We start from the raw sequence: 25,676 nt of genomic DNA, 5'->3' as shown, positions 1-25,676 counted from the left end.
GCTTACAATCTTGAGGTTAAGCAGGAGGGACTCATCTATCAAACTACTGATTTAAAGTGGTTAACAGTTTGAGGTACTCTGATCTATTCGGAAGGACGCGATGCTGATTCAGTAGAGAACCAACAGTTTGATCATAGTCATGGAAATTTTGGGAAGCTACTATAATTATATGATTTCGAAAAAAACGTCGAATTTTTTTTGTGTGATATCATACAAAAAAACGACTTCCAAAGTGGAAGCCGTTTTAATTTTTTGTGAGCCACAACTGAACTTAGAGCAGCTTTGTGACAGGTTCACCATCGTGGGCAACCTTGAAGGGTCGACCATCGGGTGAGAAAATTTCTTTGTCTAAAGGCAGGTTCAAAGCAGTAGCAATCGTTGCATTGAAGTCGGCTGGTAAGACGCCATCCGCATCAACACTGTGGCCCTCTTCGTCTGATTTTCCATAGAACTGACCACCTTTAATTCCACCTCCCATCAGTGCGGCAGAAAAGACGCCGGGATGGTGGTCTCGGCCTGCGTTCTGGTTAATCACAGGAGTACGACCAAATTCCGTTGTCAGCACCACAAGTGTTTCATTCAGGAGACCCAGGCTAGAGAGATCTTTCAGGAGGTTGCCTAATGCCTTATCCAGAATCCCGGCACGTGTTGGTAAAGTTCGATCATCATAGATATCGCGGTGCATGTCCCAGCCACCGAAAGTGACTTCCACACAACGCACATCATTTTCAACCAGACGTCGCGCCAGCATACAACCCTGGCCGAAGGAATTACGGCCATATTTATCGCGGTCTTCCGGCTTTTCTTCATTCAAGTCGAATGCTTTGAGCTCATCACTGGAAAGTAGTGTAGTGGCCTGGGAATAGAAATCCGTATAAGCCAGAACATCTTTGGTCTTAAATTTATTTTGAAACTTTTTATCAAACTTGTTGATCAAGTTGATTCGTTTTTCAAATGAATTGTCTGACAGATAGGAAGGCGATTTTGTGTTTTCCAGACCTCGATTAGGATCGCCGATTGGCAAGGGACTAAACGAAGGATCCAGGAATCCTGCGCTGGGGTGTCGTGCCGGGGCACTGATCAGAACCGTATCCGGCAGATTTTTGTTGTAACGCCCTTTAAAACGTTGAATCCAGGGACCCATGGAAGGATGCCGTGTAGTGGCGATCTTTTTATAGCTGGTACGCATCATGTATTCGCCGGGACCATGAGCGCCGGTTTCGGTATACATGGAATTGATGACCGCCATCTTATCAAACTCTTCGGCCAGCGTGGGAAGGAACTCACTGATTTGTGCTCCGGGAACACTGGTCTTGATCGCTTTGGTTTCACCTTGATTTTTATGTCCTGGCTTCAGGTCAAACGTATCAAGGTGAGTCATGGCGCCGGCCATATATAAATAGATCAAGCGTTTTGCTTTGCCACCTTTGGATTTTGCTGGAGCCGCTTCTACCAGATTATTGAATACGGGGAGTACGCTGACTCCCAAAGCTGACTTGGCAGCATATTCAATAAACTGTCGCCGCCCCAGTCCATCAAGTTTCGAAAGAAGTTCTTGCATTGCGAATGCCTTTATATTTGAAAATTTTCTTGTGATTGTAGTCTAGCCCAGAGCAAACGCTCTGGACGTCGTCTTATTGACAATTATTGAATGAACAGAAACTCGCGTGTATTCACGAGCGACCAGATGACATTTCCATAACCGGCGGCTCCATTCTTTTCGATTTCGTCCATTGCAATTTTGGATTCTTCTTTATCGGGACGTCGATTTAAAATTGTCATGAAAATGACATCCACTCCCTCTTTGACTGTTTTTTGTTCGATTACGTTATTGTAAATCGTAGATCCTTTCTCAAGCATCATATGAGTTACAGGGCCATTAAACATAAACAGAATTTGAGGTACCGAACCTGAGTCTGAAGAGGCAGAAATCAGTTCACGGTCCGATTGACCAAAGGTCCGTAAAAAGTGACTGGCCGGAACTGGTGAGGGTAACTCGGAAGCCCGTGCCAGCAATTGCCCTTTGTATTTATATTTCTTTTCACGTTTATAACGCTTACGGTCAACTTCCTCGCGTACTTTTTTGTCGGCATCGAGAACTTCCTGAGCTGAAGCATCATTCAAGTTCACAGCGATGATGTCAGATCGAACATCCGAAGGTAATTCTCGATACTCTTCAGGATCAACAACGGCCAACGTTAAGAATGAATCCCAGGCCTGTTCTGCTGTCATACGTCTTAGAATGGGACCGGGGAAATGATACGCTTCACTCAAGGGCGTATCAGTGGTTGTGGCTTGTCTTTGATAGGTCTTCGTGTTGTACAGAATTCGCAGATATTCCTTCATATCGAAATTGAGTCGTTTCATCTCTGATTCAAGATATTTCATCAATTCCGGATTTTCTGCAACGGTATGATCCATCATATCATCCACAGGTTCGATTTGACCGCGACCAAATGCCCGCTTCCACAAGCGGTTGGCGATGGTCAGAGCAAATCGGGGATTATCTTTCGATACCATCCAGCGGGCGAACGCTTTGCGTGGCGCTTCTCCCTTTTTGATATCAGCCGGTTTGCCAAACAAGGTCTTTGGTTCAACGACCGATTTCGGTTTGGCGTCCGTGTAGGCGTAATCATGTGGCAGCCGGATCTTGCGATTGATCTGATCGTTGACAACCATCATGTTAACCCGAATCATACGGTTAAACCGTCCCTGATTACGGCGTCTGTCTTTTTCCTCCTGTCCCAACTCGTTATATTCTTTTCGCAGACGGCGGTTAGGATCACTGCCCGTATAAAATCGTTTGTCTCTTCCATTGGCACGTGTCGAAGAACCAAATGTAAATGCCGCCATTTGATAAAATTCTTTTTGTTTCCAGCGATCAAAGGGATGATCGTGGCATTGCGCACAACCGATGCGTGTACCCAGAAATATTCGGACGGTATTATTCATATTGTCCAGCGGCATACCGGAGTCACGTTGCAGATAACCCGTAGCGGGGTTTTCCCAGATCAAGCCTTCTGCTGTGATCATTTCGCTGACCATATCATCCCACGGTTTGTTTTCCGCCAGAGATTGTTTAATCCATTGTCGATAGGGGCGCCCATCGACATTGTTGTTTAAACGGTCGGTATAACGGAGCACATCAGCCCAATAGTTATAGAAATGACTGGCGTAGCCATCGCTGTTTAGTAAACGGTCAATTAAGTTTTTTCGTTTATCCGGATGACGCGAAGCCAAAAAGTAGCGTGTTTCGCGATAGGTGGGAATCGTGCCGGTGATATCGAGGTAGATGCGACGTAAGAATTGCTCGTCTGTCGACATCGGATTGGGTTTGACTTTATGTTTGAAGTAATTTGATTCAACCAGCTTATCAATCTTTTCTGCTGATTTGATCGCACTGGAAAGTTTCGTCGTGCTGACTGGTTTTGACTTCACCATAAATCGAGGTGGGAGTGGTTCTTCTTTTTTGGGGGCTGGCTTCTTCTTGGCTCCTCGTTTTCGTTGAGCGGCTTCCGAATCATGAAGCCCCGAGAAGATGATGATGCTTAAGGCAACCACACCAAACAAACCGCTGATCTTCCAGCGTCGCGAGAATCCCCTCGCATTTTTGACTTGCTTTCCTGACATGCAATAACTCCCAGAGTTGTTCCTCGATTAATCACACATGACCGAACTCCAGACTATAAAGAGGATTATGGAATGGAGTGTATCACTATTTTATACAAAACCGACCAGCGATGACTAATATAAAGTCGATTAATTTTTTCTTAAGAAAACAGAATATTCGAATACAGGAGAACAAACAGTAACTGGTTCTGCCTGTGAATGTTAAGTCAGTGAATCTACTGGAGTAAAAATGGAAATCTTTTGACATTTACGCAACTCCGAGTCTTTTCGTGATTCTTTTTCAGTGGTGCAAACCACATCTTGACACAATCGTGCCGCTCGGGACACTACGTTTCTGTCTCGCGCGCGCGAGGCCACCTTTTTCTAATACTAATAACTTCTTCAGCTGCGAAAACATTCACCACAAAACCCGCTATGCATTCAAAATTTTGCAAATATCCTCTTAGGTTCAGTTCTCGATGCACACTACTATTTTGATCCAAAATGGTCTCTTTTCTACTAAAACCACGACTTTTGCGTACGCGCAGGTACCATATCTGAGACAAAACTGCGCAAATACTTCGCTTGACCGCTTCACGCAGTTCAGCAAAATCACTCTTAGTCAAAGTAAAACTCGTCGAACAGTCAGACAGATTAAACCAGGTTTCCATTCTCACTTTCTCAGTAGCAAATAGATAACGATGGAAAAGACACTCAAATTGTTACAATACGTCGTCATGTAAATCCATGAATTCCTGCACGCGATACCTGCGTGGGATTTGGTTCTGCCCATTCTACTCGATCTTATGTTGCACGTCTGAGATGAAAATTCAGCACTATTAACCAGAGTAGCATGGTGTCTTTCTGGCACAGAATACGCTGGTATATCGATATGGCTAATTTGGTTCTGATGCGTTGTGAAACGCCTTGCTTGAATCGATCCGAGAGTCTGATACAGTGAAGAGACATTGATTCCAGTCAATGAGAGTGCTCAAACCATTTTCCAATATGACATCGGGGAAGAGAGCAGATGAAACGGTTGATTCAGAGTTTGTTATGGCAGGCCTTTGTTTGGCTTTGTCTTTTCACAGTTTCCGAAATCAGTTTTTTGCAGGCTGCCGAACCAACACAAAGACCGAATATCGTGGTGGTGCTGGTAGATGACCTGCGGTGGGACGAACTGGGTTGTATGGGGCATCCTTTTGTGCGAACGCCTCACATCGACCGCATTGCTCACGAGGGAGCCCGCTTTCGGAATGCCTTTTGTTCCACCCCTCTTTGTTCACCTGTGCGGGCATGCTTACTCACCGGGCTTTATACACACAATCATGGAATTCTGGATAACATTAATCGAAGTAAACACAGTCATACATTAAAAACATTTCCGCAAGCACTACAAAAAGCAGGCTACAATACAGCCTATGTCGGTAAATGGCACATGGGCAACGATGACACCGCCCGTCCCGGTTTTGATTATTGGGTGAGTATGAAGGGGCAGGGAACATCGTTCAATCCGGTGTTAAATGAGAATGGCAAACGTGTACCACACAGCGGACATACGACGGATGTCCTGAATCAGAAAGTCAATGAATTCGTGCAGCAGAAAAGAGACAAACCGTTTTGTATTTACATTGCTCATAAGGCGTTACATCCGGAACTAACACAACGCGATGACGGCAGTATTACCGATCCCTCTGCGGCGAAATTTATGCCGGCAAAACGACATGAGAACTTATACGCGAATGATGCGATACCAAGACGTTTAAACGTGGTTGATAACTTAAAAGGCAAACGCGCTTTATTACGAGCCGTTCCAGGATTACCTCCTTTAAGTCGAGAAACGGGAACCAGCGATGAGGTCATCCGTGATCGGCTGCGTATGTTGGCGGGCATCGATGAAGGGGTGGGGCAGCTCTGTGCACTGTTGGACAAACAGGGGCAGCTCGATCAGACGGTCTTTGTTTTCACGAGTGATCATGGTTACTGGTATGGAGAGCACGGTTTGAGTGTGGAACGACGGCTCCCTTATGAAGAAGGAATTCGCGTTCCGCTGTTAGTTCGTTATCCCCCTTTGATCAAAGCAGGTACGCTGGTTGATCAGTTTGCTGTCAGCGTAGATCTGGCCCCGACGATACTGGACCTGGCACATGTGAAAGCGGAACAGAAGTACGATGGAACAACTCTGGTTCCTTTACTCAAAGGGGAACAACCCGATGATTGGCGTGATTCGTTCCTGATTGAATATAACAGCGATACTGTTTTTCCTCGTCTTGTCAAAATGGGATATAAAGCAGTTCGAACCCCGCGTTGGAAGTACATCCAGTTTAATGAGCTGGAAGGTATGAACGAACTCTATGACGTTCAGAATGATCCCTATGAAATGGAAAACCTGATTGATCAGCCAGAGTCTCAGCCAACCATTAAAACCTTACAGGCTGAATTAAAACGATTAATGAAATAAGCTTTATCGTTCACAAGTTTTCTGAGCCAGATTTGGTACCAGCCTGTCCACTGAATTTTGAATTTTGAAACAACTTCTAGTGAACTGACAGGTGTCGAACATATCCATTTTGATGAATTTGATAAATTTTCTGTCGAATTTCTGTGGATCAGTTTGACGGGTTCTCGTTTTTCAAATTAGAGACTCTATCTAAAAGGAATACTCGCTGTCTTGAGTAGTCCGGTTGATCAACCTTTTGTAGGGCGGGCCTTCGTCTATACAAAAAATCAACCACGCGTCTGGTGGCTTCCGTCGATCAGTTCGAGAGAACTGCGCGCATGCCACTGCACGCATCAGGAGAACTCGAAATGTTATTAAGAAAACCCAATCGTCAACGTAAGGCCACCCGTAAATCATATCATATTTCAGCTGCTGAATACCTTGAAGATCGTCAACTGCTCTCTGCGGTGAATTCCATCTCGACCGACATTATCGATTCGAACACGGAGTCAAACACCGTTACCGAATACGCCTCGATTGATGGGACCGGCAATAATATCAACAACCCGGAACTCGGCAGTACCGACACAGAACTTCTGCGTCTGGCCAACGCGGACTATGGTGACGGCCTGTCGACTCCTGCGGGGGAAGATCGTCCAAGTGCTCGTGAAATCAGCAATGTCATCGCTGCCGCAGACTCTTCTGAAACCAACGATCGCTATCTGACAGACATCTTCTGGTTATGGGGACAGTTCCTCGATCACGATATCACCCTGACCGAAGCCGCTCATGATGCAGACGGAAATCCGCTGGAATCATTCCCGATCGAAGTACCGACCGGTGACGTATTTTTCGATCCAACAGGCACTGGGGATGCTGTTATTAATCTGAATCGATCAATATTCGAAGAGGATGAGAACGGTGTTCGACAGCAGATCAATCAGATTACGGCGTTTATTGATGGTTCTGTGGTCTATGGTTCGGATGAAGAGTTGGCCGCCCAGTTGAGAACCTTTGAAGGTGGTCTGCTGGCAACCAGTGACGGTGACTTGTTGCCATACGGAGAAAACGGATTCTTTTTGGCGGGTGATATTCGAGCCAACGAGAACGTCGCATTGACTGCGATGCACACCATCTGGGTGCGCGAGCACAATCGGATTGCGACAGAGTTGGCAACTGAAAACCCGGACCTGACCGATGAAGAACTGTATCAACAGGCACGGCAGATCGTTGCTGCCCAGTTACAGGCAATCACGTTCAATGAATTCCTCCCGGCTTTGTTCGGCACCGGTGCTGTCAGCGAATACGATGGGTATGATTCCACGGTCGACCCCAGTATTGCCAACGAATTTTCAAATGCCGCCTATCGCTTCGGGCACTCCATGCTCTCGTCCGAACTGCTGCGGCTTGACGAGAACGGGAACGTCGCCGATGAAGGCAATATTGCGTTGTTGGACGCGTTCTTCAACCCGAGCGAACTGGAAGACCATGGGATTGATTCTCTGTTGCGCGGGGTATCCGTGAATTTGGCGCAGGAACTCGATAACGAAGTCGTTGATGACGTTCGCAACTTCCTGTTTGGTCCTCCAGGAGCCGGGGGTTTCGATCTGGCGTCATTAAATATTCAGCGTGGCCGCGACCATGGACTGTCAGACTATAACTCAACAAGGGTTGCCCTGGGACTGGAAGCCGTGGAAAACTTCTCCGACATCTCATCCGATCCGGAAGTCGCTGCCAAACTGGAAGCGCTGTACGGCACAGTCGATAACATCGACTTGTGGGTTGGTGGTCTGGCCGAAGATCATCTGCCGGGATCGAGTATGGGGGAGACGTTCACGGCTATCATCATCGATCAGTTCGAACGACTGCGTGATGGAGATCGCTTCTGGTATGAGAACGTGTTCTCCGGTGATGCACTCAAGGAAATCAACGGCACGACGCTGGCCGATGTGATTGAACGCAATTCGGATATTTCGGGATTGCAGGAAAACGTGTTCTTTGCACCCACTGTCATGCAGGTTGACCTGGCAGAAACCAGAACAACCGATGCCACCATTCGCGCGAAAGATGGAAATCTGGAAGTGGTCGATAACAAGACGCGGCGAGTGATTAGCAGTCAATCGCTTGATAGTGTTGACCGTTTGATGATCACGAGTAGCGACGGCAGGTCACAGCACATCACCGTTGTAGGGATCACCACGGCAGAACTCCCCGGTGGTCTGATTGTGGAAGCGGGAGATGGCCGTTCTGACACATTGATCGTCAAAGGTACGGATCAAACCGATTCGATCATCGTGAACGATGATTTCGTTGATGTCAACGGCCTGCAACTGGATTTCACCGGCTTGGAGCGCATTGTGGTTCGGGGCTTCGACGGTGATGACACCATTGAAGTCGCTGACGGAGTGGAGATCGATGTCGATGTGCGTGACGCCGACGATCGTGATCATCGGCATGATGGACGTCACAGGAGAAAGCACGCGGATCGTCGAGACGATGACCGTCGGTCGAATCGGCATGAACGTGACGTTAATCACGGAATGCTGGATCAGGTCTTTGCTTCCAATGACCTTGATCCCATTTTAGATTTCAATCACAGAAAACGCCGTCGATAGTGACTGGCTGATTACTTTTTGCAAATCACACAAGCAGGCTAGCTTTTCCCCGCTTAACCGGGTCCAGAACTTGACAGATCAGGGTTCTGGACCTGGGAAGGAGGAGCCGATTCGACCTACCAAACACCACCCAGCCTAGAAGCTCATTTTCAGTCTTCCGCCCGACTTTTGAAGAGCACCTGCAGCTACACTACATGCATAAATTCATGGGATTTACGCTAAAAGATCCTTTCTATTCCTTGTACCCACCCATTATAATATTTGAACATAGTTAAGAAATAGCCCTGCCATCCTATTCACGCCACTGGTTTTCACAACAGGATTGATTTAATGCGTTCGCTTTTTGCACTGAGATATTTACGGCCTGTGAGCATCCTTTCCATTGGCCTGCCTGTTTTGATTTTGGGACTGACAGTCAGTGTAAGATCAGCTGACAAGTCGGAATCGAAACCCAAAGTCGATTATTCCGCGGAGATGCCTCGTATTCTTCCACGAACTCCGGAAGAGTCTTTGAAGTCATTCAAAATTCATGATGATTTCCAGATTGAGCTTGTTGCCGCAGAGCCTTTGCTCCGAGATCCGGTTGCCATGTGTTTTGACGCTCGTGGTCGTGCTTATGTTGTTGAGATGCCCGAATACAACGACGCAAAAAAAGAAGGCTACAGCTCAGTCAAGTTGCTGGAAGATACAGACGGCGATGGAAAGTTTGACAAGAGCTTCCCTTTTTTAAGCGATCTCACTCTGCCCACTGCGGTATTCAGTTACAAAGGCGGCGTTTTTGTGGGCGCTCCACCCCACTTGTATTATTGTAAAGACACGACTGGTGATGGGATTGCCGACGTCAAAGAAATTGTGATGACCGGCTTTGGCCGTGATCGTGGTGATGAAGGGATGATCAATTCGTTTCGTTGGGGATTGGATAACAAAATCCATTTTTCGACAGGCATCGATGGCGGGATGGTCACAGTCACTGCGGATAAACAAAAGCGAAAGTATAACACTAAAGGTCGTAACGTCATTTTCGATCCGGAGACACGCACTATCGAATTAACGACCGGTGGTGGCCAACACGGGATGAGCCTGGGGAACTGGAATCGGGTTTTTGTGTGCGCGAACAGTGTTCCGATGCAGGTGCTGATGTATGACGATCGGTATATTGCCCGCAATCCGTATCTCGCGCCACCAGCGGCACCGGTTTCCATTGCTCCGGGCGGCAAATACACAAAGCTAATGCGAATCAGTCAGGTCGAACCGTGGCGTATCTTAAGGACTCGCATTCGTTCACAAAGTAAAAAAGGAAACGCTGAAGGAGGCAAACCTTCTGGTTTCTTTACCGCGGCTACTGGTATCACGATCTTTCGTGGTGGGGCATGGCCCGCTGAATATCAGGGGAATATTTTTGTCGGCGAACCAGCCAACAATCTGGTATATCGCGCCGCGCCGAAACCCAATGGTTTGTCATTGATCGCGCCCCGTGCCGATCAGGATAAGGAATTCCTGGCTTCGAGTGATGTCTGGTTTCGTCCGGTTCAATTCGAAAACGGTCCCGATGGGGCATTGTATGTATTGGACATGTATCGAGAGCTTATCGAAGGCGCTCCCTTTATTCCGGAAGAGGTAATCAAACACCTAGATCCGGTGGGAGGACAAGATAAAGGACGCATCTATCGAATTGTCCCCAAAGGATTTCAACAGCCAGCGCTTCCTCAATATGGGAAGCTCTCATCACGAGAACTGGTTGCTTTATTGGAAAGTGACAACGGCTGGACCCGCGATACAGCGCAGCGATTATTATTTGAACGGCAGGACACTTCTGTCAGTGGAAGTTTAAAGCATCTGGCGACCACATCAACGAAACCAATTACCCGTGCCACTGCACTCTGGTCGTTGGACGGTTTGAAGTCATTAGACGAAACAACATTACTCAAAGGGCTACAGGACCAAGACGCTCAAGTCCGTATCCAGGCTTTAAGGATCGCTGAGCACTTTGCGAAATCGCCGAACATTCAAGAGCAGATGGTTGCGCTGGCCAATGACAGTTCCCTGGACGTCCAGTACCAGGCCGCTTTTTCGTTGGGGGCCTTTGATTCCGTTCCACGGAATCAGGGACTGGTTAAGATTCTGAAACAGAACACTTCCAATAAATGGATCCGCATGGCGGTTCAAAGTTCGCTCAACCAGGGAGCAGCAGAGGTCTTTTCGACGTTGGTAAAGACTCCCGGATTTCTCAAAGAAAAGCACAGTCAGGATTTTCTGGTTGCCTTAGCGGTACAAATCGGAGCACAAAAGAATGCCGCGGATGTGAAGTTGTTTTTGACATCATTGGAGGCCATGCCATCCGCAGATCAGAAATTGACTGAGATTTTTTTCAGAAGGTTGCTCTCGCGTGCATCAGGTTCCACAAAGAAGGTGATAGCCGACTCAACCAGTAAGCACACAGCACAATTACTGAAAGGGATGATGCAGACTGCGATTCAGCAGGCTTTGAATTCCAAATTACCTGTCAAGGCACGCGTGGATGCGATTGATACTTTGAGTATTGGAAAATTTGATGAAACAAAAGACGTATTTGAAGAGTTGTTATCAGTACAACAGCCGCTTCAGGTACGTCAGGCTGCGATTACAAAATTGGGGCTGGTCAATGATGATCGCGTTGCCGGTTTACTTATCGATGCCTGGACGAGTCTCAGTCCACAATTGCGCATGAGTGCCGTCGAGACGTTATTCTCAAGGAAGGCCTGGTTGATGACTTTGCTGGGTTCAATCCAGGACGGCGAGATCAATCCGGGAGATATCAGCCCGGAGCGTGTGGCACTGTTGAAGAAAAATCAGGATGGAAAAATCAAGAAGCTGGCTGAGTCGCTGTTTCATAGTCAACGACTGACGGGCCGATCTGATGTGATTAAAGAGTATCAGGCCGCCCTGAAGTTGAAGGGAGATCCAGCGAATGGTAAGAAAGTCTTCAAGAAATCCTGTGCCGCCTGTCATCGTCTGGAGAATGTAGGAGTGCAACTGGGGGCTGACTTGAAAGCCATTAAGGATCGAGGCACAGAGGCAGTGTTGTTAAATATTCTCGATCCGAACCGAGAGGTCAAACCTCAATATGTGACCTATTTGATCGTGACAACTCAGGGGAGAACGATTACCGGGCTAATCAAATCGGAAAATGCGAACAGTATTACGATTGCGCGTGCCGATGGAACCAGCGATACGGTTTTGCGGATTGACATTGATGAACTGATCAGCTCGCGGCTTTCCTTTATGCCCGAAGGTTTAGAGAAACAGATCAATAAACAGCAAATGGCTGATTTATTGGCCTATCTCAATGCGGCAAAGTAAAAGAATGCATATTTAGCAGCAAATTTGATCTGAGGAATACAATCAAAGTACGAATTCCGGTTTCATCCTGGCCGCTTTGGAACTTTGACCAATCGGGATCGAAACTCGCTGGGAGAAAGACCGAAACGACGACGAAAGTGAGTCGCGAACCGTGATGGGTCGGCATAACCTACACGCGCACCAATTTCTCGAATTGATCGATTCGAATGTTGTAGCAGGCTGGCTCCTTTTTGCATACGGAGTTCGATCAGGTAGTCACTGAAACTCAATTCGAGTTCTTCACGGAACAATCGTGCCAGATGCCCAGGGCTGCAACCTGCAATTTCATGAGACAATTCAGGTAACCGGATCGGTTCGTGAAAATGAAAGGCAAGATAAGCACACGCTCTGGACAGAGAGTCGCGTGGAAGTGATTGATCTTCCGTGGCGTCAGCTAACCGAAACCAGACAGCATCCAAATGGGTCAGCGCTTCGTCCTCTGCTTCCTCCGATTTTCCCGACGCGATGTTATCCACCAGGGGACGGTGTGATTCAAACAATACCGAGAGGTCGGGCCAGCATTGTTGAAGTGTTTTGATGCGAAATGAATTTTGTGCATTGAAAACAGAACTTCATGCCTGCTTCAACCCGGGTACATCCGCCAGATTAACAATTGTTTGATGCAGCTTTTGGTCTTCCAGCGCAAAGCGGCGATAGTTGCCACTTTCGGCTGCTTGTCGCAATTTCTGAAAACAGTTGAGTAGTCGTTGTGGGTCGATGCCTTCCATTACTTTATCAGCGGCATGTCTTGCTGCAAAACCTTCCAGCTTTGCTCGAAGATCAGTCACTGATTTCATGGGGGTCTTGTTCATAAAATGAATTTCTTAAGATTAGACTATGTGAATTCGCGCGCAAGACTGTGTCAATACAACATTGTACCCATGCAATACGGCTCATAGAATGAAAAACAGAGAGTCCGCGATGGTTTTAATGATTATCTATTGCAATTCCATTTATAAAGGCGCTCAATAATGAATATCAGGAAACGCTATGGATTCACGCTGATCGAACTTCTGGTAGTGATTGCGATCATTGCGATTTTAATTGCCTTGTTACTGCCTGCAGTGCAACAGGCCCGTGAGGCTGCCCGTCGATCAGATTGCAAGAACCGCATGAAACAAATCGGGTTGGCTCTACACAATTATCATGAAACTCACAGAGTATTCCCTTCGGGATCGATCGTAACCAGTACTGCTTGTCCGTTGCCAGGCTCAGCGAGACGTGGCGCCACCTGGACTGTGATGATTCTTCCATTCCTGGATGATGTTCCCCGCTACAACAGTTTTAATTTCGAAGGCACTTTTGCTGGCATTGCGAATGAGACTTCTAATACGAACGAACCACAGCAAATTCGTCCGAATTCGAAATATCAATGTCCGTCCGATCCTAATGCTGCTTCGGCAGAACCAAATTCCAACTATCGGGGTGTGCAAGGGGGAGGCAGTGAAGCGAGAGCTTCATGCACAGGGGGTTCTGCGAGTAATCGGCGATTGTTTTTTAAAAATGGCATCCTGTTTCTGAATTCCAGTATAAAAATGAGGGATGTTATTGATGGAACTTCAAACACATTCCTGGTTGGTGAATCCCGCTGGTGGTTTGCGGTCGGGCAGAATTCTCCCTACGGCACTTATTTTACCTGGGCCTCCAGCACGCGGAACGCGAGCAACTCAAGCCATGTGAATGTTGTCGCTGCTGCCGTTGATCCTATCAATACACCACTTGTTGATTACTTTCCCAGTGATGGTCCCTACACAAATCATCCGGCTGGTATCGGAGCTGTTGTTGGGACTCATACCCGTTGTTTTGGCAGTTGGCATGTAGGCGGAGCACACTTTGCGATGGCCGATGGTTCTATTCAATTCATCAGTGAAAACATTGATCTGGCCCTGTATCGACAATTGGCGCAACGCCAGGATGGTCTCCCTCTGGGAGGCTTGCAATGAAACAGTTCAGTCAGCGAATGGTGTCAGGAGTTTTGTGGCTGACATCTATTTTTGTATTGGTTCAAAGTAGTTGTCATTCAAACTCTGAGGGGGCGAACCGTTATGAACTCAAAGGCAAAGCTGTTTTTGGTGAAAAACGAATTCCCTTTGGTCGGATCTTACTTCAACCTGATACAGAGCAGGGAAATCAGGGGCCAGCTGGAGTCGCTGACATTCGGGAAGGAACATTTCAGACACGCAAGAATAAAGGGCATGTAGGCGGTCCGCATTTAGTGACGATTATAGCCACGGATGGAACGCGGCCGAGTTCACCGGATGTCGATAACTCACTTTTTCCTCCTTTTGTGATGAGTGTTGATTTGCCCAAAGAGAATGCCACGCATGATTTTTTAGTACCTGATAAAGCCGGGTTGAAGGGAGTTCCTTGAGCATAAGACAATGTCTCGTTTTTGACTTTTTTTGGTCGCTGATGATTTTATTACGTTATTTTTTACTTGAAGAAAGAGATTGAATGTACGAACAACTTGTCGGAATTATCCCTCCGATGGTCACTTCCTTTGGTGCTAATGGTTCGATTGATGAAGAGGCATTGCGCGCAGATGCACGGTATCTGATTGAGACAGCAAAAATACATGGCTTGGCTGTTTGTGGCAGCACAGGAGAAGGGCATACGTTGTCAATCGATGAAACGCGATTGATCACGGCTGTGGTAACAGAAACAGCGGCAAAGCGCGTTCCGGTGATCACAGGAATCATTGCGAATAGTACAGCCGAAGTGATTGAACGAGGTCGCGCAGTCAGGGATTTGGGGGTTGCGGCACTGCAAGTCACTCCCGTGCATTATGTATTTCGACCAGACGACGATGCGATGGTGCGACATTTTGCAGAAATCGCTGCCGCTACCGAGCTTCCTGTCATCATTTACAACGTGGTGCCTTGGACTTACCTTTCACCAGAGTTGCTTACCAGGATCATTACTGAAGTAGAAGGAGTGATAGGAGTGAAGCAAAGCGCGGGAGATCTGAAATTATTGGCAGATCTCTTAATTATGACAGGAAGTCGGGCACGGATCATGACTGCGGTGGACGCGTTGCTTTACCCCTCTTTTGCACTGGGGGCAGTGGGATCAATTGCGGCGATTCTCACTGCGGCTCCCACATTGTGTGTTGAGTTATGGGAAGCAGTCCAGGCCGGTAATCATAAGAAAGGGCTTGAACTGCATGAAAAATTGCTGCCTGTCTGGAACGCGATTTTCGCAGACAATCTTCCCGCAAATACGCGTTATTGTATGGAACTGCAGGGAAGAGCTGGTGGAATTCCGCGTCCCCCGATGCCAGCAACTTCTGAAGAGCAAAAGGGACCGATTCGTGAAGCTTTGCGAAATGCAGGGCTCATATAATCTGTAATTAAATATACTTCTAATCAAATAGGCGCTCAAGGATATTTTCATGAAACGTTATCTGGCTATATTAATCTCGCTATTCATTTCACTGACTGTTGTCGTAGCTGGAGAGCCGTTGCAAAAAACGACTACCCTCTGGACAGGACCACCTATCCCTCAGGATGTCAAACAGATTCCTTTCGTTCCCGGTGTGACACATCAAACAATCCATCGTGCACAAAAAGAAGGATATAAATTTCTTCACGGAGCTGCCATTATTGAGCACAAAGGCGTGCTCTATGCCAATTGGGCTAATAGTCCAACTAACGAGAATGGTCCTCATGAAACATTACAAGGGAGACGCTCCAAAGATGGAGGTAAGAGTTGGTCCGAGCTGGAAGTGATTGGTCCGGGATTTGAGGGGCCTGATCGTCACAGCCATGGTGTTCTTTTTGTGCATGACGGGAAGTTATGGACGATCTGCAGTCGTTTTGGAGTGGGAAAGAAGGCAAGGAAGTTCAACGGGTTGCAGGCGGAAGCGTTCGTTTTGAATGAAGAGACAGACTGCTGGGAATCGCAGGGAATCGTTATGAACAACTGCTGGCCGTATGACGAACCCGTGCGCATGAAAAACGGCAGCCTGATTACCGGTGGTCAGGATAAAGATGGATTCCCTGTTGTCGCCATTAGCCATGGTAAGGATCTTACGAAATGGGATACAGTAGCGATTCCTTATCCACCGGAGCTTGCTCCCAGCTTTGCCGAGACGACAGTCTGGGCGGAAGGAAATATCGTGCGTGCGATCATTCGGGGGGGAGGTGGCGTGGCCTGGATTTCCCATAGTGATGATTATGGCCGGACCTGGTCGAAGGCGCAAAAGAGTAATTTACCGATGCCTCGGGCCAAGGCGTATCTTGGCAAGTTGAGTACGGGGCAACAATACCTGGTTTCAAATCTGAAGAATCGGGACACGCTTGTGATTTCTGTCAGCAAACCTGGTGAAACGACATTGAGTCGTATGTGGAGAATTCGAGATGGAAAATCCAAACCCCCTCGCTTTCCCGGAGCGGCGAAAGGAAAACAATGGTCTTATCCTTATGCCTTCGAGCATGATAAAAAACTCTACGTCGTTTATTCCATCGGTAAGGAAGACTGTGGATTATCGATTCTGCCTGTCGAATCGCTTCAATTTGATGCTTCCACTGAATCGTCATAAGCAGATTCGATATGAAACGTCGTGGAGAATTTGAAAAATAGTGATGAATTCGATGTTGGTAGTGACTGAGGATAAGACGATTCATGACGCGATTTTGGTGCAGCGTTTCAAAAATTCCCTTCACGTTCTGGGTCTTAGTGTTTGCAATCTGTGGCTATCTCTTTCCGTGGCTGTTTACCTGGAATTGGGAGGGATGGGAACTTCGAGAGGCCATTTCGCCACTCGTGCAAGTCATCATGTTTGGAATGGGTGTTACGATGACATTTGCTGACTTTAGCCGTGTTTTGAAGATGCCACGTGCGGTACTCATTGGAATTGTTTGTCAGTATTCGATCATGCCTTTTCTTGCCTGGTGGTTTGCCTCGATGTTTCAACTGGAAACGGAAGTGGCCGCTGGTTTGATTTTGATCGGTTCATGTCCGGGTGGAGTTTCTTCAAACGTCATTGCTTATATTGCGCGAGCCAATGTTCCTCTTTCCGTGACCATGACGGCCTCTTCAACGTTGCTGTCACCATTTGTGACTCCACTTGTCATGAAATTTTGGGCAGATCAATATGTCTCGATTGAGTTTCTACCCATGATGCGCTCAATCTTTTTGATGATTCTGGTTCCGGTGTTGCTCGGTTTATTGGCGAATCGTTATGCCCATCAGATTGTCGAAAAAATCATCGGAATTCTGCCCGTGATCGCCATGTTTGCTATCTGTGTGATTATTGCCATCACAATTGCCCTGGCAAAAAACGAACTGGCAACGGTAGGACTGGCACTTTTGGGTGCTGCGGTTTGCCAAAACGCGACTGGATATGTGCTTGGTTATGGAGTCGCCCGTTGTCTAAAGCTGAACCAACGTGATTGCCGCACTGTTGCTTTAGAGGTGGGAATCCAGAATGGAGGAATGGCAACGGGGTTAGCGATCCATGTTCTCAAGAGCCCGGTGATCGCCTTGGGATCAGCCGTATTTGGCCCGTGGAGCGCGATTTCCAGTTCCGTGCTTGCCTCTTATTGGAAACGTTCGAGCTCTGCAGAACTGAAAAGTGAGTCATAGAAATAGCGTTGACTTAACGAATTTTTGTTTGATCTTTTTTCGTTTTTCAATGTGACACCCATTTCAGTGAATTTTCTAAAAATGCTGGTTGTCAAAGGTGCTCGCCATTCTATCGTATGGGTGTGAAGGGAAGCACAGTGGCCACTTCAGTTGCAGATAAATTCAAAATTACCGGGCAAATAATCCACGACCACCTAAGGAGTTAGATTGATGAAACATCTCGTAAAACAGGCATCAGCCTGGGCAGCTTTAGTTGCTGTTTTATTTATAGCCACTTTTACACAGGCTGCTGAAAAGAAAGATATCGTAGATACTGCGGTTGGCGCTGGTTCGTTCAAAACGCTTGCCGCTGCTCTTGGAGCAGCAGATCTTGTCAATGCCTTGAAAGGCGAAGGGCCGTTCACTGTTTTCGCACCGACTGATGCCGCCTTTAAAAAGTTGCCGGCAGGCACGGTAGAGATGCTGCTTAAGCCTGAAAACAAAGACAAATTGATTGCAGTCTTGACCTATCATGTCGTTCCTGGAAAGGTGGCAGCGAAAGACGTCGTGAAGTTAAAAGGAGCCAAGACACTCAACGGACAACGTGTTGACATCATGACAAAGGGGGACAAAGTAAAAGTCGATGGTGCCACAGTCGAAACCGTCGATATCAATTGTTCCAATGGGATCATTCACGTCATTGACAGTGTTATTCTTCCGACTGACAAGAATATTGTAGTCACAGCTGCTGAAGCCGGCAAATTCAAAACATTGATCGCTGCAGCCAAAGCAGCCGGTCTGGCAGAAGTCTTATCGGGCAAGGGTCCCTTGACTGTGTTTGCTCCCACTGATGAAGCCTTTGCGAAACTTCCCGAAGGTACCGTGGCTTCGCTTCTGAAACCTGAAAACAAACAGAAGCTGGCAGATATCCTAAAGTATCATGTCGTACCGGGTCGTGTTTATTCTGAAGATGCCTTGGCAGCGAAGAAAGCGAAAACTCTTCAGGGTAACAATATCAACATCGGTGTCGCAGATGGAACTGCGAAAGTGAATAACGCCAAGCTGCTGGCAACTGATATTGACGCTTCCAACGGTGTGATTCATGTGATTGACTCAGTAATCATGCCTTCTGATGCGAAAAAATTCAGTGCGACTGAAGCACGCGAGAAAATCAAGCACGCTGTGGCACAAGGCGCAAGGTTGTATAACTCAGGTCATCATGATGCTTCTGCAAAATTATACAAGAAAACAATGCATGAAGTATTGAAGGGTGTTGATCAAATGCCAGAAGAGATTCGTACCAGAATGAAACACGCTCTGAGTAACTCTTCGCAAATGCATTGTCCAACACAACAGGCTTGGACGTTGCGACACGCCTTAGATCATGCTTATACACGCATGTCTGCTCTGTAAAGATTGAATCTGTTTTTCTGAGATTCGGCTTCCGCAATCATGTATCAATATATGGTTGCGGAAGTTTTTTATTGATTGAAAGAGACAAAGTATGTTTCGAATTAATCAATATTGGCAATCAGTACTTGTACGGCTGCGTCCAGTTTTCTTGAGCGAAACATTGCAACGATAGCCACGTGTTCATAATAGATTCTCATGGGGTCGCCCGGTTTTTGGAAGCCTTCGAGGAAATGGCGTCTTAAGCGTGAAACTAACGTAATCCAGATCGTCATCAATCCTTGTTCTGGTGATTTGGCGACGATGGATTGATGAAACTTGATGTCCAGTTCAGCAATTTGGGAATAGTCACCCTTTTCGCAGGCGGTTTTCATATCGTTCAAAATCGAATCCCATTCCTCGAAATCAGCTTCGTTTAGATCGGCAAAGATGGATTTCAACGCAAACGATTCGACCGTTTGTCGTAACGGAATGATCAACTCTTGCATGGAATCAGATAAAGAGGGTGCCACACGCATCCCACAGTTGGGTTTTGATTCCACCATTCCTTCATGCGAGAGCTGTTTTAATGCTTCTCGAATCGGAGCACGACTGACATGGAACCGCTCTGCCAGACTGACTTCCCGTAAGGGGGTTCCTTCTTCGATTTGCCCTGTGATGATTTCCAGGCGCAGTTGTTCAACAATCTGTTCGCTCTGGTTTTGGCTTACTTCGGTTTCGCTCATGAGGTTACTGCTTGATCGTTTTTATTTCGGGGACAGCGTGAAGCTGATGGTGTCCTTAAATTTTGATTATTGTACACAATTGTGCGGGGGGTAAGCCAGTGAAAATCTTTCATGTATAATATGGGGATAAATGATTTAATTCATTTTATGATTAAAAATTGATTTGAATAGAGAATAGAGTGTCTGATTAGAAATGGCGTTTAATTCTGGTGTTTAGTTATATTGTATACAATATAGGTCGTGTTTTGTTGACAGGAGTGGATCATTCTGACAGACTGAAATCATACTCATTCAAGTGGGGGTTTATGAGTTGACTAAGATGAGAGTCTGTTTTTACTAGCATCATTTGCGGAGACTTCAAGATGGTATTTTCGTGGTTCAAACAGCGTAAGATATCTTCGAATGGCCATTTCTGTGCTAACCTTTGGCAGTTAACTTTACTCAGTTGTTTCCTGCTGGTTTTGTTTGATAGCTTAGTTAATTCGTTAATTGCTGCCGAGCAGAAAACAGATGCGGGAAATCGACTGGTTTATCTGGACCAGGATGATCCCTATTACGTTTCGAAAAATTTCCCCAAGCTCACGACGCCTCAGTGGTATGGAGACAAGCAGGTCAAAGCCGTCTGTGTCTTAGCCATTGATGATATGCGGGATATCAAAAAGTATGAAACGTATCTGCGTCCGATTCTGGAGCGGTTGAAAGAGATTGATGGTCGCGCAGGTGTCAGTATTATGACCTGCCGTGTGGATCCTGAAGATCCGCATCTGCAAAAATGGATCAATGAAGGGGTGAGCATTGAAGTTCACACTTATGATCATCCCTGTCCTTTATTAAAGGATCGAGACTTCAAAAAAGCCAAAGGAACCGTTGAACGCTGTGTGGATTTATTGAGTCAGATTCCCAACAGCCAACCGGTTGCCTATCGCATGCCTTGCTGCGATTCCTTAAATACAGTGAGTCCTCGTTTTTTTACCGAAATTTTTAACCGACGGTCGCCCGAAGGAAACTATTTACAAATTGATACGTCCGTGTTTCATGTCTTCACGGCCAATGATCCCGAATTACCCAAAAAATTCGTCATTGATCCTGATGGGCAGGGCAAAATCGAAAAGTATGTTCCCACGGATCGCGGCTTTGTGAATACGATTTTTGATTACCCCTATCCGTATCCGATCTCACGTCTGTGTTGGGAGTTTTCCTGTGTAACTCCCAGTGACTGGTCAGCTCAGCATCGACAAAAACCAATGAACCCTCTGACCGTGCAGGATTGGACCGCTGTCATGGATGCCACGGTTTTGAAACAGGGGACGTTTAATCTCGTATTTCATCCCCATGGTTGGATCAGCAATGAGCAGGTCATAAAGCTGATTGATCATGCCGTTGAAAAACATGGCTCCGCTGTCAAATTTCTCTCGTTTCAAGATGTTCTCAAACGTATGAATCAACATCTTCTGGCGGGGCAACCTCTCAGAAATGAAAAGGGAGCCGATAACGGAGTGAGATTGCTCGATTTGAACGATGATGGATTTATGGATGTGGTCATTGGAAACGATAAAGTCCAAAAAACCAGAATTTGGAATCCGAAACAGCAAACATGGAACGAAACGAGTTTTCCGACACAGCTGGTTTCTAAGACAGATTCGAAGGGGAATCAGGCAACACGCAGTCGGTTTGGCGTGTTAAATGATCAAGTTGTTTTAATGACTCTGACACCTGATGAAATGTCAGCCTGGCGATTTGATAATCAAGCATGGGGGGAAGACAAAAGATTGCTGGCAGGATTGTCCACGGAGCAGGGAAGTCTATTGATTCTAAATCAGGCGGGCGTGGATCAAGGAGTTCGATTTCGCGATTTCAATCATGATGGCCAATGTGAGCTGATCGTTTCCAGTCCTTCACAACAAGCCATTTATAACTGGTCTCAAGCTGATTCTCGCTGGAGACGATTGCCCTGGTCACTTCCTCAAGGTGAGTCCATTGTCGATGCACAGGGGCGAGATGCAGGCATGCGTTTCGTAGACGTGGATGAGGATGGTTATGACGATGTCCTTTTTTCAAATGAGAAACGATATTCTTTGCATCTCTTTTCTGCTTTAGACAAGGGGTTGAAAAAAGTCTTTCAAAAGCAGCGCGAGGCTGACGACGACATGCCTATGATTTCGCGCAACGGGACGAATAACGGCGCCTGGTTTCATTCGCGGCATTTATGGGTTCAAAACGAAGATACCGACAAATTGAAAAATCTGGTCGATGGCAAGTCATTCGATGAATTACTGGAAGCGGCGGGTCCTCAACCGAAGTCGCCCGATGCCGCTTTAAAAACAATCAAAGTCAAACCCGGATTTCGAGTAGAGCTTGTGGCCGCAGAACCACTGTTAAAAGATCCCGTGGCCTTTGACTGGGGACCGGACGGGAAGCTCTGGGTAGCCGAGATGGCTGATTATCCATTGGGCATCGATGAAAAGGGAACCTTCGGTGGGCGTGTGCGTTATCTGGAAGATTTAAACGGCGATGGAACCTATGAGAAATCAACCCTGTTTCTGGAAGGTCTGGGCTTTCCTACAGGAGTGATGGCCTGGAAAAAAGGGGTAATCGTGACCACCGCACCGGAAGTGTTTTATGCCGAAGATACGAACGGTGACGGCAAGGCGGATCAACGGGAACCATTATTTACCGGTTTTAGAGAAGGGAATCAGCAGCATCGGGTGAATGGCTTGCGCTGGGGACTGGATAACTGGGTTTATCTGGCGAATGGAGACTCCGGCGGAGAACTTGTGTCAGTCAAAACAAAACAGAAATTAAAGCTCGGGCGGCGCGATTTGCGGATCAAACCTGGGACCGGGCAGATGGATCCTCAGTCGGGCCAAACTCAGTTTGGTCGTGAACGAGATAATTGGGGAAACTGGTTTGGCAGTAATAACAGTAATCCTGCCTTCCATTATGCGTTAACCGATCATTATCTACGTAGAAACAAAAACCTCATTGCACCTTCAGCAAAAGTGCAAGTTTCTGTTAAGCCGGGCGCGGCGACGATCTTTCCCATAAGTCGAACCCAAAAACGCTTTAACGATTTAAACAAAGTCAATCGCATCACTTCGGCCTGTGGACTCTGTTTCTATCGAGATCAATTACTGGGACCAGAATTTGTGGGCAACTCATTTATTTGTGAGCCCGTACATAATCTGGTGCACCGTGAAGTGGTCTCGCCTCGTGGGACAACGTTTACCAGTCGGCGTGCTCAGGACGAGCAGGAATCCGAATTTATGGCATCCACCGATAATTGGTTCCGCCCCACGATGGCTCGGACAGGTCCTGACGGGGCCTTATGGGTGGCTGACATGTATCGACACGTGATTGAGCATCCCGAATGGATTCCCAAAGCGATGCAGGAAAAACTCGATTTAAGAGCCGGAAAAGAGCAGGGCAGAATCTATCGTGTGGTGCGAGAGGATACGCCGTTACGCCCCATTCCTCGCTTGGATCAACTTTCGGATACAGAGCTAGTTCAGGTTCTGGAAAGCCCCAATGGAACACAACGCGACATGGCGCACCAACTGTTGGTAACACGAAATAAAAAGACGGTCGTTCCTGATTTAAAAGCGATGGTTCAAAACGGAAGATTAGCCACAGCTCGCCTGCATGCACTTTGTGTGCTGAATGGTTTGGGTGAGGTGTCGACCGGCGAGGTGTTAGTCGCTTTAAAGGACCAGCACCCCGGTGTTCGCCGTCATGCGATTCGTATTAGTGAATCCATCGTAAAGGAAGCACCTGAAGTAGGAACTCAGTTACTCTCTTTGGTTCATGATCGGGACTCTCAGGTAAGAATGCAATTAGCATACACCCTTGGAGAGTGGAATGACCCACAGTCCGGCGCGGCACTGGCGCGCATGTCATTGCGACAGGATACCGATGCATATTTCCGCACGGCAGTTTTGAGTTCGGTAGGTACACAACTGGGCGCTTTTGTCGATGCGTTCTTTGTTGAATTAAATGGCGCGCAACCACCGGACCAGATATTTCATTCATTAGTGAATATGGCTGTCTCTGCGAACCAACAGGCTGCTTTAGCTCAAATTTACGAAGCAGTAGGAGAAAAGCCGAGAGGAAAGTCATTCGAGCTATGGAAACATCAGGCTGTTGCGACTTTGCTGAATGCGCTTGGGCGTCGAAATCGGACACTTTCAAACTATCACAAGCAGTCGAACAAACGCTTGCAGTCAGCATTGGAAAATCTGAAACCTCTGTTTGTTGAAGCCAGACGAATAGCGGATTCTGAGAAGACTGCTGCTAAAAAACGAATCCTGGCTATGCAATTGTTGGGGCGTGGGTTTGATGAGCAGGAGCAAGACTTTGAGATTCTGGCAGAAATGTTGTCACCACGAAATGCACGTCAAATTCAAAGTGCAGCGGTTAGGGCACTCACTCAATTTGGAAATCAGAAAACGCCAGATATTTTACTCGAACGCTGGAAAAGTTTTGGGCCCGGTTTACGTTCAGAAGTGCTGAGTGCATTGCTGAGTCGCGAGGCGTGGGTGGAATCTGTTCTGAGCCGTATTGAACACAAAAAGATTCATCCCTCTGAGGTCGATACTTCCAGCAGTCAACTGCTACTCAATCACAACAACACTACGATTCGAAAACGAGCGATGAAGTTGATGGCCTCCTCGTTGAACTCAGATCGATCAAAGGTGATTCAGCAGTACTCTTCTATTTCTAATTTGAAAGGGAATACCGAAGCCGGACATAAACTATTTATCAAACGTTGTACCGTTTGTCATCAATTGAATAAAGAAGGAAAACCGATCGGCCCTGACCTGTCTGCTTTGACTGATAAATCGCAACAAGCATTATTGGTTGCCATACTCGATCCGAACCGGGCGATTGAGAGTAAGTACGTCAGTTATCTTGCGGTCACCATGAATGGCTTGACTTATAATGGTTTGCTCGCTGCAGAAAGTGGTGAAAGTATCACTTTGATTCAAAACGATAGCAAGCCAGTTACCTTACTTCGCAATGATCTTGAAGAACTTCTGAGTACAGGCAAATCGTTGATGCCCGAGGGGTTGGAAAAAGATATTTCCTTACAGGAGATGAGTGATGTCATAGCCTATTTGAATGCGACAAAACAACCGCGGAAAATTTTTGCTGGTAACCAACCTGAAGTGGTTCAGGCAGAAGCTTTGCGGGGTGAGTTTTTTCTTGTGCCTCAAAATGCGGAAATTTTTGGTGAGACCATCCAGTTTGAGAAGAAGTATCAAAATCTGGGGTATTGGCAAAGTGAAAATGATCGCGCCTTATGGACATTGAATGTTCCTAAATCGGGTAAATTCGATGTTTATCTGGAATATGCCTGTCCGCAGGGCGTCGCCGGCAATCGTGCTTTTTTGGAAGTCAATGGCCAACGCATCACCTGGAAAGTTCCCAGCACGGGAAGTTGGGATATCTATCAATCTCAAAAGATTGGTTCCATCGAACTGAATCAGGGGAAGACGCAACTGGCAGTTCGCAGTGATGGAAAAATTCGGAACGCGCTCTTTGATTTAAAAACAGTACGTTTACGCGTTTCTGGTAATTGAGCGAGAATTCTGATCTCTTGCCTTCTTGAATCTGTGGTATTCATGTACGACTTGATGGTCTTACAGCTAAAGCGTTTGGTGTGTGCTTTATAGTGATTATTCTCAGGTTCCCGTCTGTGAAAAACTCATTCTTCACGTTAGCTCAGTTCATGGTTTTCTTGAAATCATTGCTGAAATCAGGGTGTATAGACCAACATTTTGCCGTTATTGGGTGTAGATATGATTGGATCAAGCTGAAGATTCAATATTAAGCTCAATTTTTCCCTAATAATATGCAGAGTTTAAAAGATATTGATTGCGAAAGTTTTTTTATAAACGATGATTTTGTATATCTATTAATTCATGATAATCAATGTAG

General features: G+C 46.7%; 16 protein-coding genes. 10 read left to right on the top strand and 6 right to left on the bottom strand.

Annotated features, from left to right (window positions below):
* Positions 1–271 precede the first annotated feature (271 nt).
* The 3 genes from V202x_RS15950 to V202x_RS15940 form a co-directional block, all read right to left on the bottom strand.
* Positions 272–1,561: a DUF1501 domain-containing protein gene (locus V202x_RS15950; protein WP_145176933.1), complete on the bottom strand. Its 1,290-nt coding sequence runs from the start codon at positions 1,559–1,561 to the stop codon at positions 272–274.
* Positions 1,562–1,644: 83 nt separating this feature from the next.
* Entirely contained in the window at positions 1,645–3,630 is a 1,986-nt protein-coding gene (locus V202x_RS15945) for a DUF1549 domain-containing protein (protein ID WP_145176930.1), read from the bottom strand.
* A 326-nt stretch (positions 3,631–3,956) separates the two neighbouring features.
* Positions 3,957–4,280, bottom strand: coding sequence for a hypothetical protein (locus V202x_RS15940; RefSeq protein ID WP_145176927.1), 324 nt, complete (start codon positions 4,278–4,280; stop codon positions 3,957–3,959).
* A 359-nt stretch (positions 4,281–4,639) separates the two neighbouring features.
* Here V202x_RS15940 and V202x_RS15935 point away from each other — a divergent pair, with 359 nt between their 5' ends.
* The 3 genes from V202x_RS15935 (at position 4,640) to V202x_RS15925 (ending at position 12,003) form a co-directional block, all read left to right on the top strand.
* On the top strand, positions 4,640–6,070 hold the full coding sequence (locus tag V202x_RS15935) for a sulfatase (RefSeq protein WP_145176924.1): 1,431 nt from the start codon (positions 4,640–4,642) through the stop codon (positions 6,068–6,070).
* A gap of 347 nt (positions 6,071–6,417) precedes the next feature.
* Positions 6,418–8,664, top strand: a complete 2,247-nt coding sequence (locus V202x_RS15930) for a peroxidase family protein (RefSeq protein ID WP_197992916.1) — start codon at positions 6,418–6,420, stop codon at positions 8,662–8,664.
* Positions 8,665–8,994: 330 nt separating this feature from the next.
* The gene (locus tag V202x_RS15925) at positions 8,995–12,003 is read left to right on the top strand and encodes a PVC-type heme-binding CxxCH protein (protein ID WP_145176918.1); all 3,009 of its coding nucleotides are present in this window, start codon (positions 8,995–8,997) and stop codon (positions 12,001–12,003) included.
* A 62-nt stretch (positions 12,004–12,065) separates the two neighbouring features.
* Here the strand turns inward: V202x_RS15925 and V202x_RS15920 are convergent, their stop codons facing one another.
* Both V202x_RS15920 and V202x_RS15915 read right to left on the bottom strand, forming a co-directional pair.
* Complete coding sequence (locus V202x_RS15920; RefSeq protein WP_197992915.1) at positions 12,066–12,542, bottom strand: helix-turn-helix transcriptional regulator; 477 nt, start codon at positions 12,540–12,542, stop codon at positions 12,066–12,068.
* Between the two features lie 72 nt (positions 12,543–12,614).
* Positions 12,615–12,854 carry an FCD domain-containing protein gene (locus V202x_RS15915; protein WP_145176912.1) on the bottom strand — a complete coding sequence of 80 codons (240 nt, stop codon included), beginning with the start codon at positions 12,852–12,854 and terminating at the stop codon, positions 12,615–12,617.
* Between the two features lie 159 nt (positions 12,855–13,013).
* Between V202x_RS15915 and V202x_RS15910 the strand changes: the two genes are divergently transcribed.
* The 6 genes from V202x_RS15910 (at position 13,014) to V202x_RS15885 (ending at position 19,020) form a co-directional block, all read left to right on the top strand.
* Positions 13,014–13,985 carry a DUF1559 domain-containing protein gene (locus V202x_RS15910; protein ID WP_145176909.1) on the top strand — a complete coding sequence of 324 codons (972 nt, stop codon included), beginning with the start codon at positions 13,014–13,016 and terminating at the stop codon, positions 13,983–13,985.
* Positions 13,982–14,413 carry a hypothetical protein gene (locus V202x_RS15905; protein ID WP_145176907.1) on the top strand — a complete coding sequence of 144 codons (432 nt, stop codon included), beginning with the start codon at positions 13,982–13,984 and terminating at the stop codon, positions 14,411–14,413. Before V202x_RS15910 ends, V202x_RS15905 begins: the two co-directional genes overlap by 4 nt.
* 83 nt (positions 14,414–14,496) lie before the next feature.
* The gene (locus tag V202x_RS15900; protein WP_145176903.1) at positions 14,497–15,384 is read left to right on the top strand and encodes a dihydrodipicolinate synthase family protein; all 888 of its coding nucleotides are present in this window, start codon (positions 14,497–14,499) and stop codon (positions 15,382–15,384) included.
* A gap of 49 nt (positions 15,385–15,433) precedes the next feature.
* Positions 15,434–16,582 (top strand): exo-alpha-sialidase, encoded by a 1,149-nt coding sequence (locus tag V202x_RS15895; protein WP_145176900.1) that lies wholly within the window; start codon positions 15,434–15,436, stop codon positions 16,580–16,582.
* A gap of 83 nt (positions 16,583–16,665) precedes the next feature.
* Positions 16,666–17,628, top strand: coding sequence for a bile acid:sodium symporter family protein (locus V202x_RS15890; protein WP_145176897.1), 963 nt, complete (start codon positions 16,666–16,668; stop codon positions 17,626–17,628).
* Positions 17,629–17,838: 210 nt separating this feature from the next.
* Positions 17,839–19,020, top strand: a complete 1,182-nt coding sequence (locus V202x_RS15885) for a fasciclin domain-containing protein (RefSeq protein ID WP_145176893.1) — start codon at positions 17,839–17,841, stop codon at positions 19,018–19,020.
* A 101-nt stretch (positions 19,021–19,121) separates the two neighbouring features.
* Here V202x_RS15885 and V202x_RS15880 read toward each other — a convergent pair whose 3' ends face one another.
* Positions 19,122–19,742, bottom strand: a complete 621-nt coding sequence (locus V202x_RS15880) for a GntR family transcriptional regulator (RefSeq protein ID WP_145176890.1) — start codon at positions 19,740–19,742, stop codon at positions 19,122–19,124.
* Positions 19,743–20,104: 362 nt separating this feature from the next.
* Between V202x_RS15880 and V202x_RS15875 the strand changes: the two genes are divergently transcribed.
* Positions 20,105–25,318: a PVC-type heme-binding CxxCH protein gene (locus V202x_RS15875; RefSeq protein ID WP_145176888.1), complete on the top strand. Its 5,214-nt coding sequence runs from the start codon at positions 20,105–20,107 to the stop codon at positions 25,316–25,318.
* The last annotated feature ends 358 nt before the right edge of the window (positions 25,319–25,676 follow it).

It is taken from the genome of Gimesia aquarii (assembly GCF_007748175.1).
GTDB classification, from domain to species: Bacteria; Planctomycetota; Planctomycetia; order Planctomycetales; family Planctomycetaceae; genus Gimesia; species Gimesia aquarii_A.
This window is presented reverse-complemented; position numbering and strand designations above follow the sequence as displayed.

Bases quoted from the DNA above. Each gene is read 5' to 3' on its own strand.
- V202x_RS15950 (WP_145176933.1), bottom strand. From the start codon at position 1,561: ATGCAAGAACTTCTTTCGAAACTTGATGGACTGGGGCGGCGACAGTTT.
- V202x_RS15945 (WP_145176930.1), bottom strand. From the start codon at position 3,630: ATGTCAGGAAAGCAAGTCAAAAATGCGAGGGGATTCTCGCGACGCTGG.
- V202x_RS15940 (WP_145176927.1), bottom strand. From the start codon at position 4,280: ATGGAAACCTGGTTTAATCTGTCTGACTGTTCGACGAGTTTTACTTTG.
- V202x_RS15935 (WP_145176924.1), top strand. From the start codon at position 4,640: ATGAAACGGTTGATTCAGAGTTTGTTATGGCAGGCCTTTGTTTGGCTT.
- V202x_RS15930 (WP_197992916.1), top strand. From the start codon at position 6,418: ATGTTATTAAGAAAACCCAATCGTCAACGTAAGGCCACCCGTAAATCA.
- V202x_RS15925 (WP_145176918.1), top strand. From the start codon at position 8,995: ATGCGTTCGCTTTTTGCACTGAGATATTTACGGCCTGTGAGCATCCTT.
- V202x_RS15915 (WP_145176912.1), bottom strand. From the start codon at position 12,854: ATGAACAAGACCCCCATGAAATCAGTGACTGATCTTCGAGCAAAGCTG.
- V202x_RS15910 (WP_145176909.1), top strand. From the start codon at position 13,014: ATGAATATCAGGAAACGCTATGGATTCACGCTGATCGAACTTCTGGTA.
- V202x_RS15905 (WP_145176907.1), top strand. From the start codon at position 13,982: ATGAAACAGTTCAGTCAGCGAATGGTGTCAGGAGTTTTGTGGCTGACA.
- V202x_RS15900 (WP_145176903.1), top strand. From the start codon at position 14,497: ATGTACGAACAACTTGTCGGAATTATCCCTCCGATGGTCACTTCCTTT.
- V202x_RS15895 (WP_145176900.1), top strand. From the start codon at position 15,434: ATGAAACGTTATCTGGCTATATTAATCTCGCTATTCATTTCACTGACT.
- V202x_RS15890 (WP_145176897.1), top strand. From the start codon at position 16,666: ATGACGCGATTTTGGTGCAGCGTTTCAAAAATTCCCTTCACGTTCTGG.
- V202x_RS15885 (WP_145176893.1), top strand. From the start codon at position 17,839: ATGAAACATCTCGTAAAACAGGCATCAGCCTGGGCAGCTTTAGTTGCT.
- V202x_RS15880 (WP_145176890.1), bottom strand. From the start codon at position 19,742: ATGAGCGAAACCGAAGTAAGCCAAAACCAGAGCGAACAGATTGTTGAA.
- V202x_RS15875 (WP_145176888.1), top strand. From the start codon at position 20,105: ATGGTATTTTCGTGGTTCAAACAGCGTAAGATATCTTCGAATGGCCAT.